Origin of the sequence: Enterococcus termitis (assembly GCF_001730305.1) — a bacterium.
In the GTDB taxonomy this organism is placed as follows: Bacteria; Bacillota; Bacilli; order Lactobacillales; family Enterococcaceae; genus Enterococcus_L; species Enterococcus_L termitis.
Genome location: NZ_MIJY01000018.1, coordinates 1 through 15,597, shown reverse-complemented (window position 1 = coordinate 15,597; position 15,597 = coordinate 1). Strand labels below are relative to the sequence as shown.

General features: G+C 37.8%; 17 protein-coding genes, 1 tRNA gene and 1 rRNA gene. 1 reads left to right on the top strand and 18 read right to left on the bottom strand.

Annotated elements, in window-relative coordinates; all coding sequences use genetic code 11:
- Positions 1-293: 293 nt before the first annotated feature.
- The 12 genes from BCR25_RS10170 to fabT all read right to left on the bottom strand — a co-directional run bounded on the left by BCR25_RS10170 (position 294) and on the right by fabT (position 10,146).
- On the bottom strand, positions 294-1,079 hold the full coding sequence (locus tag BCR25_RS10170; RefSeq protein ID WP_069663510.1) for an acetyl-CoA carboxylase carboxyl transferase subunit alpha: 786 nt from the start codon (positions 1,077-1,079) through the stop codon (positions 294-296).
- 1 nt (position 1,080) lies between these two features.
- Positions 1,081-1,947: an acetyl-CoA carboxylase, carboxyltransferase subunit beta gene (accD, locus tag BCR25_RS10165; protein ID WP_069663509.1), complete on the bottom strand. Its 867-nt coding sequence runs from the start codon at positions 1,945-1,947 to the stop codon at positions 1,081-1,083.
- Positions 1,948-1,961: 14 nt separating this feature from the next.
- Positions 1,962-3,332, bottom strand: coding sequence for an acetyl-CoA carboxylase biotin carboxylase subunit (locus BCR25_RS10160; protein ID WP_069663508.1), 1,371 nt, complete (start codon positions 3,330-3,332; stop codon positions 1,962-1,964).
- Between the two features lie 7 nt (positions 3,333-3,339).
- A complete protein-coding gene (gene fabZ, locus BCR25_RS10155) occupies positions 3,340-3,759 on the bottom strand; it encodes a 3-hydroxyacyl-ACP dehydratase FabZ (RefSeq protein ID WP_069663507.1) in 420 nt (139 codons plus the stop codon).
- Between the two features lie 2 nt (positions 3,760-3,761).
- The gene (accB, locus tag BCR25_RS10150; RefSeq protein WP_069663506.1) at positions 3,762-4,250 is read right to left on the bottom strand and encodes an acetyl-CoA carboxylase biotin carboxyl carrier protein; all 489 of its coding nucleotides are present in this window, start codon (positions 4,248-4,250) and stop codon (positions 3,762-3,764) included.
- A gap of 1 nt (position 4,251) precedes the next feature.
- Positions 4,252-5,487, bottom strand: a complete 1,236-nt coding sequence (fabF, locus tag BCR25_RS10145; protein WP_069663505.1) for a beta-ketoacyl-ACP synthase II — start codon at positions 5,485-5,487, stop codon at positions 4,252-4,254.
- Between the two features lie 26 nt (positions 5,488-5,513).
- On the bottom strand, positions 5,514-6,251 hold the full coding sequence (fabG, locus tag BCR25_RS10140; protein ID WP_069663504.1) for a 3-oxoacyl-[acyl-carrier-protein] reductase: 738 nt from the start codon (positions 6,249-6,251) through the stop codon (positions 5,514-5,516).
- 3 nt (positions 6,252-6,254) lie between these two features.
- Positions 6,255-7,184: an ACP S-malonyltransferase gene (gene fabD / locus BCR25_RS10135; RefSeq protein WP_069663503.1), complete on the bottom strand. Its 930-nt coding sequence runs from the start codon at positions 7,182-7,184 to the stop codon at positions 6,255-6,257.
- A gap of 138 nt (positions 7,185-7,322) precedes the next feature.
- Positions 7,323-8,279, bottom strand: a complete 957-nt coding sequence (fabK, locus tag BCR25_RS10130) for an enoyl-[acyl-carrier-protein] reductase FabK (protein WP_069663502.1) — start codon at positions 8,277-8,279, stop codon at positions 7,323-7,325.
- Between the two features lie 174 nt (positions 8,280-8,453).
- A complete protein-coding gene (locus BCR25_RS10125; protein WP_069663501.1) occupies positions 8,454-8,681 on the bottom strand; it encodes an acyl carrier protein in 228 nt (75 codons plus the stop codon).
- A 49-nt stretch (positions 8,682-8,730) separates the two neighbouring features.
- Positions 8,731-9,690, bottom strand: a complete 960-nt coding sequence (locus BCR25_RS10120; protein WP_069663500.1) for a beta-ketoacyl-ACP synthase III — start codon at positions 9,688-9,690, stop codon at positions 8,731-8,733.
- 15 nt (positions 9,691-9,705) lie between these two features.
- Positions 9,706-10,146 carry a fatty acid biosynthesis transcriptional regulator FabT gene (gene fabT / locus BCR25_RS10115; RefSeq protein WP_069663499.1) on the bottom strand — a complete coding sequence of 147 codons (441 nt, stop codon included), beginning with the start codon at positions 10,144-10,146 and terminating at the stop codon, positions 9,706-9,708.
- 274 nt (positions 10,147-10,420) lie between these two features.
- On the opposite strand from fabT, the gene BCR25_RS10110 reads away from it, so the two are divergent.
- On the top strand, positions 10,421-11,482 hold the full coding sequence (locus BCR25_RS10110; protein WP_069663498.1) for an NAD(P)H-dependent flavin oxidoreductase: 1,062 nt from the start codon (positions 10,421-10,423) through the stop codon (positions 11,480-11,482).
- Positions 11,483-11,535: 53 nt separating this feature from the next.
- Here BCR25_RS10110 and BCR25_RS10105 read toward each other — a convergent pair whose 3' ends face one another.
- The 6 genes from BCR25_RS10105 to rrf all read right to left on the bottom strand — a co-directional run.
- Entirely contained in the window at positions 11,536-11,766 is a 231-nt protein-coding gene (locus tag BCR25_RS10105; protein WP_069663497.1) for a YkuJ family protein, read from the bottom strand.
- 100 nt (positions 11,767-11,866) lie between these two features.
- On the bottom strand, positions 11,867-12,757 hold the full coding sequence (locus tag BCR25_RS10100) for an NAD(P)-dependent oxidoreductase (protein WP_069663496.1): 891 nt from the start codon (positions 12,755-12,757) through the stop codon (positions 11,867-11,869).
- Between the two features lie 74 nt (positions 12,758-12,831).
- On the bottom strand, positions 12,832-14,055 hold the full coding sequence (locus BCR25_RS10095; RefSeq protein WP_069663495.1) for a glycosyltransferase family 4 protein: 1,224 nt from the start codon (positions 14,053-14,055) through the stop codon (positions 12,832-12,834).
- A gap of 48 nt (positions 14,056-14,103) precedes the next feature.
- Positions 14,104-15,129, bottom strand: a complete 1,026-nt coding sequence (locus tag BCR25_RS10090) for an LTA glycolipid anchor biosynthesis glycosyltransferase, IagA/BgsA family (protein WP_069663494.1) — start codon at positions 15,127-15,129, stop codon at positions 14,104-14,106.
- Between the two features lie 288 nt (positions 15,130-15,417).
- A tRNA-Asn gene (locus BCR25_RS10085) sits at positions 15,418-15,491 on the bottom strand.
- A 10-nt stretch (positions 15,492-15,501) separates the two neighbouring features.
- Positions 15,502-15,597, bottom strand: a 5S ribosomal RNA gene (gene rrf, locus BCR25_RS10080); the annotation flags it as partial.

The window sequence follows — 15,597 nt, the reverse complement described above, 5'->3', positions numbered from 1 at the left end:
TTTCAACATTCCTCCTTGAAAAAAAGTACAGAAGGGGCTATTCTACTTATAGAAACAATTTATTTTTATACGCAGGTTCTAAGACCTAATGATTGGTGCAAATAAGTAGAATGATCTAGTTTGTCCCTCAAGGTCACTTGGAGAAGAACCTCAATAAGAGATCGACCTACAAGCCACTCCTGTCATCTCTAAGTATGACAGGAAAAAGCCTGCAGGTTGATCACTTTCGTTTTCATTCTGTTTGGTGAGGGTGATAGCCCTCATGGGTGTTTGTCTCAGCCTCTTTTAGTTGATTAATATTTACGAAAACGCTGATAACGAGCTTCCAACAGTGCATCTGTATCTAATTGAGATAGTTCAGAAAATTTACTAATAAGTGCTTTTTGAAGCATACGATTGATTTTCGGTTGCTCCAATGCTTCGCCATTCATTATTTCTGGTATTACTCGATCAATAATAGTCAGTTCTTTTAATTCATTTGCAGTAATTTTCATCAGCTCAGCCGCTTCCTTGGCACGACTACCATCTTTCCATAAGATCGACGCAAAGCCTTCTGGTGATAAAACTGCATAAATCGTATGTTCAAGCATCCAAACCTCATCTGCTACAGCAAGAGCTAAAGCACCACCACTGCCGCCTTCACCAATGATAATTGCAATGATAGGAACTTTCAGATCAGACATTTCCAATAAATTTTTGGCAATAGCCTCTCCTTCACCGCGCTCTTCAGCTTCAATTCCACAATATGCACCTGCCGTGTTGATAAAAGTAACTACTGGTCGTCCAAATTTTTCTGCCTGTTTCATTAAACGTAACGCTTTACGATAACCTTCTGGGTGAGGTGCACCGAAATTACGATCAATGTTTTCAGGTAAATTACGGCCTTTTTGAATCCCGACAACAGTGATTGGTTTTCCTTCTAGTGTGGCTATACCGCCGACAACAGCTAAATCATCACCAAAATAGCGATCTCCATGAAATTCTATAAAGTCATCAAAAACGGCATCAATGTATTCTAACGACGTATAACGATCTTGTGCTCTAGCAAGGGTGACGATATCATTTGCTGTTTTTTCCATTTTATTTCCACCCTTTCATCGTGTGCATCTTGATCAACTGGCTAAGTACTTCTTGCAGCTGGTTTCTAGGCACGATCTTATCAACAAAACCATGTTCCAATAAGAATTCAGCTTTTTGAAAATCATCTGGTAGTTCTTGTCTAATCGTTTGCTCGATGACACGACGACCCGCAAAACCAATCAAGCTCTGCGGCTCTGCTAAAATGATGTCACCATCCATAGCAAAGCTTGCAGTCACACCACCTGTTGTTGGATCAGTAAGAATCGTTACATAAAGAAGCCCTGCCTTACTATGACGTTTAAGAGCACCAGAAATTTTTGCCATCTGCATCAGAGAAAAAATTCCTTCTTGCATTCTTGCTCCACCTGAAGCCGTAAAAATAATCACTGGCAGTGCCTGCTCTGTCGCCCGTTCAAATAAACGAGTAATTTTTTCACCTACAACAGTGCCCATGCTTCCCATAATAAAATTAGCATCCATCACACCGATCGCAATTTCTTGTCCATCCATTCGCGCTTTTCCAGTCAGAACGGCTTCATGCAGCTCTGTTTTTTCTTGCATATTCGTTATTTTTTCTAAGTAACCAGGAAAATTCAGTGGATCTTTTGTTGTGATTTCTGTATCCCATTCTTCAAAACTCTTCTCATCTACTGTCAATGCAAGACGTTCCCACGCACCGATTCTAAAACTATAACCACAATAAGGGCAGACCTTTTCTGCCCCCATATCTTTTGTATATAGTGTTCGTTTACAACAAGGACACTTGGCCCACATGTTGTCAGGAACTGCTGGTTTTTTTACAGAAGATTGGTCACCCGTGCGATTCGGATTGATTCGAATGTAGTTTTTCTTTTTAAATAAAGCCATACACCTGCTCCTTTTTAATTATCGCTTTCTGGTTTCCAATTTGGTAAAAATGTTTCTTGTAAAAAGCTAGTATCATATTCTCCTGCTAATACATTCTCGTGGGTAATCAGATCTAATTGGAATTCTGCATTTGTAATAATGCCATCTGTCACAATTTCATTTAAGGCACGCTGCATTTTCATCAACGCATCCATTCGATCTGCACCATGAACAATAACTTTAGCAATCATAGAATCATAATAAGGCGGAATTGAATAGCCTGAATACATCGCACTATCAACGCGTAAGCCCATTCCTCCACTTGGAAGGAGTAAATTATTGATTTTCCCAGGTGACGGTGCAAAGTTAAATGCTGGATTTTCAGCATTGATCCGACATTCAATGGCATGTCCAGTAATCTTAATATCTTCTTGTGTATAGGGTAGTTTTTCGCCAGAAGCGATTTTTAACTGGGCTTTTACAAGATCGATTCCTGTCACCATTTCAGTTACTGGATGCTCTACTTGAATACGAGTATTCATTTCCATAAAATAAAACTCACCCGCTGTATCCATCAAAAATTCGATCGTCCCAGCATTTTCATAGCTAACAGCTTTAGCTGCGCGTACAGCCGTTTCCCCTAAGAGTTGACGTTTTTCAGCTGTAATAGCAATCGATGGTGATTCTTCAAGCACTTTTTGATTGTTTCTTTGTAGAGAACAGTCACGTTCACCCAAATGAATGACATGACCATACTGATCACCTAAAATTTGAACTTCGATGTGTCGTGCTGGATAGATAATTTTTTCTAAATACATATCATCGTTACCGAAAGCAGCTTTTGCTTCTTGTTGAGCAGATGTAAAATGTTGAGGCAGCTCTTCTTTGTGCAACACCTTACGAATGCCTTTACCGCCACCGCCCGCAGCCGCTTTCAGCATAACAGGATATCCAATATTTCCAGCAATCTCTAGTGCTTCTTCCACAGAATTGATTACACCAGCACTACCAGGAATCACAGGAACATTCGCTTTTTGCATCAACTTACGTGCGTTGATCTTATTCCCCATCGCATCGATCGTTTCCGCTTTTGGACCAATAAACGTAATATTGCATTCTTCGCACATCGCAGCAAATTGACTGTTTTCTGATAGAAAACCAAAACCTGGATGAATGGCCTCTGCATTTGTAACGATTGCAGCACTCAATACATGTTGAACATTTAAATAAGAATCCGCCGCTTTAGCTGGCCCAATACAGATAGCTTCATCTGCTAGCTGCGTATGCAGGGCTTCTTTATCTGCTTCAGAATAAACTGCAACAGTTCGTACGCCTAACTCGCGACAAGCTCGAATGATTCGAACAGCAATTTCGCCTCGATTTGCGATTAAAACTTTTGAAAACATAGCTCACCTATCCAATCATAAAGGTCAATTCTGCTTCTGCTACTTTTTTACCGTTCACAGTTGCAGTTCCTTTGCCAATTCCGGCTACAGATTTTACTTTCACAATTTCTACTTCTAACATCAATGTATCGCCAGGAACAACTTTTTTCCTAAATTTGGCTTTATCGATCCCGCCAAAATAAGCCGTTTTCCCTTTAAAATCGGGCATAGACAATAGTGCCACAGCACCTGCTTGAGCCAATGCTTCAAGAATCAAAACACCAGGCATCACAGGCTCTCCTGGGAAATGTCCTTGAAAAAACGGTTCATTGATCGTTACATTTTTTTTCGCAATGACCTTTTCTCCAACGATGATTTCTTCCACAGTGTCTAATAATAAAAATGGATATCGATGAGGAATGATTTCCTTAATTTCTTGAATATTCATATTTACACTCCTTTTGATACGCGGAATAATGGCTGATTAAATTCAACAACATCTTCATTTTGTACCAAGATTTCAGTGATAACACCATCAACAGTTGCAGTGATTTCATTCATTAGCTTCATTGCTTCTACGATACAAATTACTTCGCCTTTTTTCACAGTATCTCCAACTTGTTTGAAGTCCTCTTTATCAGGCGCTGGTTTCAAATAGATAACCCCAACGATCGGTGAAACAATTTCTTCTGTGTTTTCGACTGCTTGTTTAGGTAATTCATTCGTTGTTTCACTCGCTACTTTTGAATTTTCGATTGGTGCTTCCTGAGCTACAATACTTGTGTCCATTTTCGACTGACTATTTTCAGTAAGCACTGTTCGCTGTGCTCCCTTATTTTTATTCATGTAAAGACCAAATGAACCTTCTTTAAGTTCAAATTCAGTCAATGTCGACTGATCAAATTGTGTTAATAGTTCTTTTACTTCATTGATATTCATTTTAGTCCTCCCACCGTTTTAAACAAAGTACTGCATTATGACCACCAAAACCAAATGAGTTAGTCAAAGCATAGTCAAAGTCATGCTTTTGACTTTCATTGATGACAATATCGATTTCGATCGCTTCATCTAATTGCTCAATATTGATTGTTGGTGGAATAAATTGATGCTGAAGTGCATTCAATGTAGCAATTGCTTCAATCCCGCCAGTTGCTCCTAATGAGTGCCCTGTCATACTCTTCGTACTGCTCACCCGAACCTTTTTAGCTGCATCACCTAAAGCTATTTGAATCGCTTTTGTTTCTGCCACATCATTTGATGGCGTGCTGGTTCCATGAGCATTGATATAGCCAATACCAGCTGGATCCACTGAAGCTTCTTCAATAGCCAACTGCATTGCTTTTGCTGCTCCGCTGCCATCTGGTCTTGGTGATGTCATATGATAAGCGTCGCAATTAGAACCATAGCCAACGATTTCACCGAGGATTTTTGCTCCGCGTTTTTGGGCATGCTCTAAAGATTCTAAAACTAGAATACCTGCACCTTCTCCCATAACAAAGCCATTACGATCTTTGTCAAACGGAATAGACCCTCGATCCGGATCCTCGGAGGTAGTAATAGCAGTTAATGATGCAAATCCAGAAATACCGATTTCTGTGATAGAAGCCTCTGCTCCACCAGCTAAAATGACATCAGAATAGCCATGTTTAATGTTTCTAAATGCTTCTCCAATTGAATTATTTGCTGTTGCACACGCTGTGACCGTAGCAGAGCAAATACCTTTTGCTCCAACCCGCAAAGCGATATTACCCGCTGCCATATTACCGATAGCCATCGGGATAAACAACGGCGCAACTCTTTGAGGTCCTTTATCATGCATACGAAGCACTTGATCTTGGATCGTTTGCAGACCACCTATCCCTGAACCTACCATCACACCAAATCGATCAACATTGATTTGGTCTGTATCAAGCTGACTCATTTCCATAGCCTCTAATGCTGCATAAATACCGTACAATGAAAATAGATCCATTCGTTTGGCATGCTTTTTCACAAAGTATTTATCAAATGGAAATTCTTTTACTTCTGCTGCTAAGGTAACGCCCGTTTCACTTGCATCAAATTTAGTGATTGGGCCAATCCCATTTTTTCCTGATTGTAAACTTTCTAAAAATGTTTCTGCATCATTTCCTATCGGAGATGCTACACCATAACCTGTGATTACCACGCGATTCATGCAATCGCTCCTTTCAAGGAATTTGTTTAACCGTTCATGACCAATCCGCCATCTATATTTAGGACTTGTCCTGTAATATAGGGACTTCTAGCTAAAAAGAGTGCTGCATTTGCGACATCTTCCACCTGACCAAAAACTTTTAACGGAATTTGCTGATTCATTTGATCTTTTACTTTATCTGATAAAACCTCTGTCATTTCTGTTTCAATAAATCCTGGCGCAATTGCGTTACACGTGATTCCTCTTGCAGCCACTTCTCTCGCTACAGATTTTGTTAATCCGATCACGCCCGCTTTACTTGCGGCATAATTCACCTGACCGATATTCCCTATTAGTCCGACAACACTGGACATATTAATGATTCTACCGCTACGCTGCTTCATCATTCGTTTCGTTGCATGGTGAGTCATATTGAATGTTCCGGTCAAATTGATTTGAATACAACGAGTGAAATCTTCTTCATTCATTCTAAGTAACAGCTTGTCATTAGTGATTCCAGCATTATTCACTAAAATATCGATCGAGCCTAACCCCTTAACAACTTCCTCAATCATGTTTCCAGAAGCTTCAAAATCAGCGATATCTCCCGAAACACCCATACATTTGATACCAAAGGCTTCTAATTCGGCAATCTGTTCTGAACTGATCTCGCCTCGACCATTTAAAGCTACATTGGCACCTTCTTTGGCAAAGGCTAAAGCAACAGCTTTGCCGATCCCACGAGTACTTCCAGTAATAAGTACGTTTTTCCCTTTTATGTTCATACGTTACCTCCCGTTCAACTGTTTTTCTGCATCAGCTAATGTTTTTTCATCTTCTACACGAGCTGTTTGAATTTCTTTATCGATTTTTTTGATAAATCCAGTCAATGTTTTCCCTGGACCGACTTCTATAATGACATCAACATTCATTTTTTTGATTGTTTCGATGCTATCTGCAAAACGAACAGCTGACATGACCTGTTGTTCTAATAACCGTTTGATCTGTGCTTGCTCCATGACTTGTGCAGTCGTATTGCTTATCACAGGAATCGTCATTTCTGCGAAGTTTATTTGCTTGAGTTCTGTAGCTAATTTTTCTGATGCTGGTTTTAACAACGCTGTATGAAAAGGTCCACTGACGTTTAGGGGAATCATTCGCTTTACTCCAGCTTCTGTTAAAAGTTCCATCGCCTTTTCTACAGCTAGACTTTCACCACCAATAACAATTTGCTGAGGTGTATTATAATTAGCTGGTGACACGATCCCAAATTCACTTGCTTGTTGACAGCACTCTTCAATAAGCAAACGATCCGCATTCATTACAGCAACCATTTTCCCCGTTCCTGACGGTGCTGCCTCGGTCATGAATTTACCTCTTTTAGCAACTAGTTGAACCGCTTCTTTAAATGAAATCGCTCCACTAGCAACAAGTGCGCTATATTCACCCAAGCTTAGACCTGCAACAACATCAGCTTGGTATCCTTTTTCCTGTAACAGACGATAAAACGCAACACTTACAGTTAAGATCGCTGGTTGAGTATACATTGTTTCATTCAATCGATCGTTTTCAGTAAAACAAAGCTCCGCCATATCGTAACCTAAGACATCACTAGCTTCTTGAAAGGTTTCACGAACAATTTTCTCCTTGTCGAACAATTCTTTGCCCATCCCAAAATATTGAGCACCTTGTCCACTAAATATAAAAGCAGTTTTCATTTATTTTCTCCTTACTTTAAAACGGTATAGTGCTTATGGTATACCCATTATGCACACGCCACTTTTTCAAAAATACATTATGAAAAGCTAAATAAATCAGCTTCATCTTTTCTATATAAAAGTCAATGCAATAATTGTTTAGCTCCATTGACTATGCTTAGACGCAATCGTTTCTTTCATTTCAATAATATAAGAATCAATAATTTCTTTAGCTGTTTGTTCTTTGGTCACTAGCCCCGCAATTTGTCCAGCCATGATCGATCCGTAATCTACATCGCCTTCAACAACTGCTTTTCGTAAAGCACCTTGTCCAAGTTCATCAAATTTTTCAAGATCAGGTTCCGTACTTTTTAATTCTAGTTTTTCTAATCGATCGTATTCGTTGGTTAATTTATTCTTGATTGCTCGTACAGGATGACCAAAATGTTGGCAAGTAACCGTCGTATCTATATCTCTCGCTTTGAGAATACGTGCTTTATAGTTTTCATGAACTGTACATTCCTTAGCTACTAGAAAACGTGTGCCGACTTGGATACCTTCTGCACCTAGCATCAATACTGCAGCCATGCCTCGGCCATCGCCGATCCCTCCAGCAGCAATAACTGGAATTGTCAATGCATCCACCACTTGAGGTACGATACTCATTGTTGTCAGTTTCCCAATATGTCCCCCAGCTTCCATTCCTTCAACAATCACAGCGTCAGCACCGATTTTTTCCATACGAGCACCCAACGCTACAGAAGGAACCACTGGAATTACTTTGATATTATGTTCTTTAAAACGAGCCATGTGTTTACTTGGATTGCCGGCACCTGTTGTTACAACAGGAACCTGCTCTTCACAAACTAAATCTACAATATCCTGAGCAAAAGGAGAAAGCAGCATAATATTAACACCAAAAGGCTTATCTGTTATCTTTTTTATTTTTTGAATTTCAGCTTTGACGACTTCTTTAGGGGCATTCCCTCCTGCAATGATTCCTAGACCACCCGCTTTTGAAACTGCTCCTGCCAAAGACGCATCTGCAATCCATGCCATTCCGCCTTGAAAAATGGGAAACTCAATTCCCAGCAGTTCGCAAATTTCTGAACGCATAAACGACCTCCCATAAAATGTTAATGAAAAAAGAGCTGGAACAAAACTCAATAAGTTTAGTACCAGCCTTTCTAATTCCGACTCCAGTGTAAAAAAGCTAGATTTTCAGCAATCATTTGGATTTCCAAAGCGCGTTGTTCATCCAACTTTTTATGTTTTAGCAAATTACGTTAATTATTCTGCTTTTTGTTTTTCTACATATGTCACTAAATCTTGAACGGTTGTAATTCCGTCTTCTGATTCGATTTTCACATCAAAAGCATCTTCGATTTCATTGATGATTTGGAATAAATCTAAGCTATCTGCATCTAACTCTTCTTGAATGTTTGTTGTTAATTTTACTTCTTCTGGTTCTTTTCCTAATTCTTCTACAATAATTGCTTGAATTTTTTCGAATACCATGTGTATATTCCTCCAGTAATTTTCTTTTTTAATTTATATAGTCACAGTTTTACAGCGTTAAGAGGATCGAACCCCACGTTAAACCGCCGCCATAACCTGTTAACACAATTTTTTGTCCGGAACCGATTTGCAGTATTCCTTTTTCTACTGATTCATCTAACAATAGCGGGATGCTCGCAGCAGAAGTATTGCCATTATGTTCCATATTGGTTAAAAACTTATCTCTTGGAATAGCGAGCTTTTTAGATATTTTCTCGATAATCCGTTTATTGGCTTGATGTAGCAATAAATAATCGATATCTGTTTCGACGATTTCTCGAATATTGTTTGTGACATCTTTTAATGAAAACTCGTAGATATCTCGACCAGTCATTTTAAGATAGCCCGACTCATTTGTTGATTCATTGTAAAAAGGGCTCTTATTTGCTAAGTAGCCAGAAGTTAAAGATGTTGCTCTTTTACCATCTGCCTGCAGTTTTTCACGAATAAAGTGATTTTCTGTATCAGCTTCAAGTAAGACTCCCGCTGCCCCATCGCCAAACAACACTGCCGTACTGCGGTCATTCCAATCGATTACCTTAGAAAGTGTTTCACCACCAATGATCATGCCAAGCTTTTTACCAGTACGAATCAGCTTCTCACCCATACTCAAAGCGTAGACAAATCCAGAACACGCAGCACTTATATCGAAAGCAAATGCTTGATCAGCAGAAATACTGCCTTGAACTAAACAGGCAACCGAAGGCGTTCCATAATCAGGTGTCATTGTGGCTACAAGAATAAAATCTAGCTCTTCTGGTTGTTTCCCAGATTTTTCTAGTAGTTTTTTAGCAACCTTAATGCATAGATCCGATGTATTTTCGTTCGTAACGATATTTCGTGATCGAATGCCTGTCCGACTTGAAATCCATTCGTCTGAAGTCTCCATCATTGTTGATAACTGTTGATTGGAAACAGCATTTTCAGGAACGTACCGGCCTGTACAAGTTATTTTTGCATATTGGTTCATTTTGGCCCTCACTTTTTACTTATATTCCTTCAAGAAATCATGAAGATTTTTTAGGGCTTTTAGTAAAGCCTGTTCTTCTGATTTATCCATTCCGCTTAAAATTCGTTTCACCATTTCTCGATGGAAGTGCTGGTGGACTCGAAAAAGTAATTTCCCCTTTTTTGTTAAACCTAATTTAACTACCCTGCGATCATCTTCACTTCGAATTCGTTCAACATATCCCTTTTTAACGAGATTATTGATCGCCACTGTCAAAGTACCGACAGTAATCGACAACTCTTTTGCAACCTCTGAAGATGTTTTCTTTTTATACATTCCTATTGCTTCAATTGTGTGCATCTCGGTAATGGATAAGTCATTAAATTGTGATTTTTTCAGCTCCGATTCTTCAATCGTCAAGATATCATTGAAGACACTGACAAGATAATCGTTCACTGTTTCTAAATTGGGTTCCATGTGCGCACCATCCATATAGTTTGATAATCAAATCATTTGATGTTCAAACTATATCGTATATAAAAAGAGATTGCAAGTAAAAAATTTCATTTTTAATTTTTCTTAAGCAAAAAACCACTCATATCAAGCCTATATCAGATAAAAAAAATTACTAAGCTAGTATTTTCTTGACTTTTGCAAAAAAACATTTGACAGTTCCCGCTCAATTGACTATCATTTATTTTAGTTTGAATATCAAAGTATTTGTAGTTTCTACTAACAAAGGAGCAGGATCATGTCTTTAAAACCATTAGTAATAGATAATCTTGTAGCAAAAGTACCTATCATTCAAGGTGGTATGGGCATCGGCATCAGCTTGGCTAATTTGGCTGGTGCAGTCAGTCGTGAAGGTGGGATTGGAATTTTATCAACTGCACAAATCGGATACCAAGAGGAACTATTTGAAAAATCACCTCTGCGGGCAAATATGCTGGCAATCGAAAAACAGTTTAAAAAAGCAAAAGAAATCGCCAATAATGGATTGATCGGCTTTAACATTATGGCGGCGACCTTTCACTATGATCGCTATGTTAAAAGATGTGTGGAAGTTGGCGCTGATGTTATTATCTCTGGCGCAGGTTTACCCATCACCTTGCCGGAATTAGTGGAAGGAAGCCAAACAAAAATTGCTCCGATCGTCTCTTCTAGTAAAGGGGCAAAGGTATTATTGAATACATGGAAAAAACGCTATAACAAAACAGCTGATTTCGTTGTTATTGAAGGACCAGAAGCTGGTGGTCATCTTGGTTTCAAAGCTGAAACACTTTCAAAAAATATTGAACAAATGGATGATGAAATAGTAAAAATCGTTGAAACGATACGCAGTTTTGAAGAAGACTTTGGCAAAGATATTCCGATTATCTTTGCTGGTGGGGTTTTTGATCGTTCTGATATTGACCATTATCTTGCTTTAGGCTGTTCAGGTGTGCAAATGGCCACACGTTTTGTCGTCACTGAAGAATGCGATGCACCTGAAGCATTTAAAACTGCTTATATCAATGCGGAGCAAGAAGATATCACTATTATCAAAAGTCCTGTTGGAATGCCGGGACGCGCGATAAAGAACCGCTTCTCAGAGCGGATCAAACACGAACAAGTTCCAATTGAAAAATGTCGCAGCTGCTTATCTTACAAGCACTGTGATCGGGAAACCATCCCTTATTGTATTACAGAAACACTATTGAATGCTGTTACAAAAGATCCAAATGATGCATTGATTTTTGCTGGCTCAAATGCTTATCGAATCAAGGAAAAGACAACCGTAAAAGCCATTTTTGCTGAGTTGACGACCGCATAAAAAAACCTTGTGGCGTACACAATGTACGCCACAAGGTTTTTGAGTATCCTCTTTTATTGAATTAAGTCATAAATCTCCATTGCCACGATATCGATATTATCAAATTGATAGCTTTGTTGAGAATCACTTTCTGTCAATTCAAACGTTTCAGTCGATTTATCATAATTCACGATGCATTTTTCTACGCCTTCTTTTTCAAAACGGCGCACTTGAATTTCGTTGTCTGTTGCTTCAGTCATCGCTTCAAGTCTTTTAATAATCGCCACAAGTTGTGAATGTTTCATAAATGGGCCTCCCTCTGCAAACTAGTTCTGTACCATTGTATCAAAACATTGCGTATCTTGCATGATTTTTCGTCATTTTTTTTCATTTTTTTGCTGTTCTTTAATTTTTAACTTCTGGCTGTTTGCCATCACTCCACCAAAGCTTGATCAACGCTTGGGTTCCATCGTCCTCAAAGCCTTTATTTGCAAGCTTTTCATACAATTCGGTGGCCAATTTTGTTGAAGGTAACTCTACATTCATTTTTTCTGCCTCATCTAGAGCAATCTTTAAATCTTTAATAAAATGTTTTACGAAGAAACCTGGGGAATAGTTCTCTTTTAAAATTCTTGGGCTATAGTTGCTTAAAGACCAATTAGCAGCACTTCCACCAGATAATGTTTCAATTACTTTATTTAAGTCCAAACCGGCTTTATTTGCGTAGACTAACATCTCTGTCATACCAGTCATTGTTCCAGCAATCATAATCTGATTGGCCATTTTTGTATGTTGCCCTTTACCTGCACTTCCATGTAGCGTAAATGTTGTTCCAAACGTATCAAAAATGGGCAGTAATTGATTGTATGCTGATTCTTCTCCTCCGACCATGATCGTTAAGGTGCCATTTTTCGCCCCTAAATCGCCTCCTGATACAGGAGCATCTAAAGCAACTCCACCCAATTCAGCAGCTTTATCAGCTATTTTTTGAGCCAAAGTTGGTGTACTTGTTGTCAAATCAACAATAATTTTATTTGTGATCTTTTCACTGAAAATCCCATTCTCACCAAAATAAATCGTTTCAACATCTTTAGGAAATCCTACCATGGTAAAAATAATATCACTCGCTGCAACAATTTCAGCTGGTGTATTCTTCCAGATAGCACCTTCACTTACAAGCTCATCCGTTTTACTTTTGGTTCGATTATAAACATTTACTTTCAACCCATGTTTCATCATATTTCTAACGATTGCAGCGCCCATAACACCTGTTCCGATAAATCCAATTTGTGTCATTTCATTTCCTCCTGTTTTCCTTAATAAAAAAAACTTCTATTCTCAGTATAAACCAAGAATAAAAGTTTTAACATTTATTTTCTTAAAGACGTAAATTTAACTTTGATGCGTTCAATAGAATCCGCGGCTTCCTTTTCAATTGATTGCTGCTCGTAATAATTGATCATATCTTCATAAAATTCAAACATACGATTTCCAAAATGAGCAGCAGATATCTCATAAAGCTTATTTTTTAAAATTTCAGTATTAGGTTTGATTCCTGAATCAACATACTCAATAAATGTCGATGCAAAGTCTTCATCTGTTTCGAATGTTTTTCCCAAACTTTCATCGTCAAATAAATTATTCAAATAAGCATTTCCTTCGACCACACATGGTACGCCAGAAGCCATTGCTTCGGTATACGTTAATCCCTGTGTTTCAGAAGTAGAAGCACTAACAAAATAATCAGCTGCTTTATAATAAATAGCTACTTGGTCATTTGGTACCTCCCCAACAAATTGAACTTTTTCACTAATGCCCAATTCATCTGCTAAGCAGGATAATTTTTCCACATAAGGTCCATTACCAACAATCACAAAACGAGCCTGCGGAAATCGTTCAAAAATAGTCGGTAATCCTTGAATAATTGCTTGAATATTTTTTTCATAAGAAATCCGACTCAATGATAATAGCATCATATCATCACTAGCTATATTTAATTCCTTACGCATATCCTCTTTCATTTGCTCTGTAATATCTGGTCTTTCAAATTTTTTAATATCGATTCCTGTTGGAATAATTCGCATTGGAGCAGTTACGCCGTATTCTCTCAACTTGTCGATTACACGTTCACTTGGACACACGACTCCTGTTGTATGATTTGCAAAAAAACGAGAAAAGTATTTTACATGAGTCGGCCGAACAACTTTTCCTTTGGCAATATAATGTAGGTAATCCTCATACATAGTGTGATAGGTATGAATAACTGGTATTTTTAATTTTTTCCCAACCATCTTACCTAACAAACCAGCACCAAACTCAGTATGTGTATGAATTAAATCCAATTCTAGTTCTTTAGCAATCAAATATGCATACCACATTCCACGTACAACAATTCTTCTATCTTTAAATGATACAAAAGGAACACTGGGCATTCGAATAACATCTTCCTCAAATTCCTTTGCATTAGGATCTGTAGTAGTAAAAATATAGACCTGATGTCCTTTTTGCTCTAACTCTTCTTTGAGTGTTTTTATAGATGTTGCAACCCCACTAACCTGGGGAAAATATGTATCTGTAAAGAAACCAAATTTCACAATGTTCCCCTCCATTACTTTCGATTTTTTTTAAAGATTTGTGCCACTTCATTTTCGTACGATATTTTTTTCATTTAATACAATCTCATAAATTTTTTTCAAATCATGACCGATTCGTTCTATACTCTTTTGCGTAGCAACCTCATATCCTGAATCACATGTATTTGGAATCTTATCTTCAATCAATGCTTCGATCAAATCAGCAAATTCTTCGTTTGTTGTTCCCATATAACAGTTTACTTTATCTTGTAACCAGCCCTTGTAGACTGGGATATCTCTTACTAAAACCTGTTGTCTACTTGCCAATGCTTCCAAAATAACGATCCCTTCGGTCTCTTCATATGATGGAAAGAAAAATAAATCAGCAGCAGAATAGGCACCTTCAATAATATCGCCCTTTATATACCCTGGAAATTCGACATTTTTAGGATGATCCTCTTTAACAATGGTTCGAATCGTTCGAGGAATCGAATACATAGGAGTATGCCCAAACCAGATAAAACGATATTCTGGAAATTGTTTGGCTAATTCAACAAAATCAATGATTCCTTTTCTTTCAAAATAAAGACCGACACAAATAATTACTTTTTGACCAGTTTTAACATTGAAATAGTCTCTAAACTTTTTTTCTTTTTCATTTGAACGTTCAAATCGATTTAAATCAATCCCATTTGAAATTGACGCAATTGGAACCGTTATTCCATATCCTTTTATTAATTCTTTAGAATATGGGGTCGGAGTAATTAAATAATCAGCTTTAGAATATAAACTAATCAAATATTTTTTAACTAAAGGAGATAGTTGATTAGAACCAATGAATGAATTTCTAAAATCCTCTTCTGTTGAGTGAGCATGATAAATAACTTTCTTACCCAATTTTCGTGCTTTTTTTACCATGTTATTGCTATTGATCCCATACGTATTTATATGTAATATGTCATAATCCGTGCATTCAGCATCTAATGTGTAGTCAATCCCAACTGAAGAAAGTGCTCGCTTTTGATGGTCTAATGCTCGCCCAATTCCAGACTTAGCTAATATTTTTTCACCTTCAAAATATAATAAAACCTTCACGTCGCTCCCCCTAACTTCTCCAAGCTATTATACCATATATTGAAGAATCTCCACTCAATCTTAAGACCTAGTTCGCATGGATTACAAACAATTATATCAAAAAACCTACTAACAAAGCCATTTTTTCACGAAATAGATCACTGATATGACAAAACTGTTAGATAAAATTAATTAACTTGTATCTTAATACCATTATTTCATGTTTTACTTATTCTATCAAATAATAAATTTTTTTTTTCATTTTTAAACAAAAAAAGAACGAATGACATTTAAGTCTTCGTTCTTTTACTCCGGCAGTAGGACTCGAACCTACGACATCATGATTAACAGTCATGCGCTACTACCAACTGAGCTATGCCGGAATAACAACGAGCGCGGCGACGTCCTACTCTCACAAAGGGAAACCCTTCACTACAATCGGCGCTAAGAAGCTTAACTTCTGTGTTCGGCATGGGAACAGGTGTATCC

Excerpts from the sequence above, each read along its gene's own strand:
- BCR25_RS10160 (WP_069663508.1), bottom strand. The coding sequence starts at position 3,332 with ATGTTTTCAAAAGTTTTAATCGCAAATCGAGGCGAAATTGCTGTTCGA.
- fabZ (WP_069663507.1), bottom strand. The coding sequence starts at position 3,759 with ATGAATATTCAAGAAATTAAGGAAATCATTCCTCATCGATATCCATTT.
- fabF (WP_069663505.1), bottom strand. The coding sequence starts at position 5,487 with ATGAATCGCGTGGTAATCACAGGTTATGGTGTAGCATCTCCGATAGGA.
- accB (WP_069663506.1), bottom strand. The coding sequence starts at position 4,250 with ATGAATATCAATGAAGTAAAAGAACTATTAACACAATTTGATCAGTCG.
- fabT (WP_069663499.1), bottom strand. The coding sequence starts at position 10,146 with ATGGAACCCAATTTAGAAACAGTGAACGATTATCTTGTCAGTGTCTTC.
- BCR25_RS10105 (WP_069663497.1), bottom strand. The coding sequence starts at position 11,766 with ATGAAACATTCACAACTTGTGGCGATTATTAAAAGACTTGAAGCGATG.
- BCR25_RS10125 (WP_069663501.1), bottom strand. The coding sequence starts at position 8,681 with ATGGTATTCGAAAAAATTCAAGCAATTATTGTAGAAGAATTAGGAAAA.
- fabD (WP_069663503.1), bottom strand. The coding sequence starts at position 7,184 with ATGAAAACTGCTTTTATATTTAGTGGACAAGGTGCTCAATATTTTGGG.
- fabK (WP_069663502.1), bottom strand. The coding sequence starts at position 8,279 with ATGCGTTCAGAAATTTGCGAACTGCTGGGAATTGAGTTTCCCATTTTT.
- BCR25_RS10120 (WP_069663500.1), bottom strand. The coding sequence starts at position 9,690 with ATGAACCAATATGCAAAAATAACTTGTACAGGCCGGTACGTTCCTGAA.
- accD (WP_069663509.1), bottom strand. The coding sequence starts at position 1,947 with ATGGCTTTATTTAAAAAGAAAAACTACATTCGAATCAATCCGAATCGC.
- fabG (WP_069663504.1), bottom strand. The coding sequence starts at position 6,251 with ATGAACATAAAAGGGAAAAACGTACTTATTACTGGAAGTACTCGTGGG.
- BCR25_RS10170 (WP_069663510.1), bottom strand. The coding sequence starts at position 1,079 with ATGGAAAAAACAGCAAATGATATCGTCACCCTTGCTAGAGCACAAGAT.
- BCR25_RS10100 (WP_069663496.1), bottom strand. The coding sequence starts at position 12,757 with ATGACACAAATTGGATTTATCGGAACAGGTGTTATGGGCGCTGCAATC.
- BCR25_RS10110 (WP_069663498.1), top strand. The coding sequence starts at position 10,421 with ATGTCTTTAAAACCATTAGTAATAGATAATCTTGTAGCAAAAGTACCT.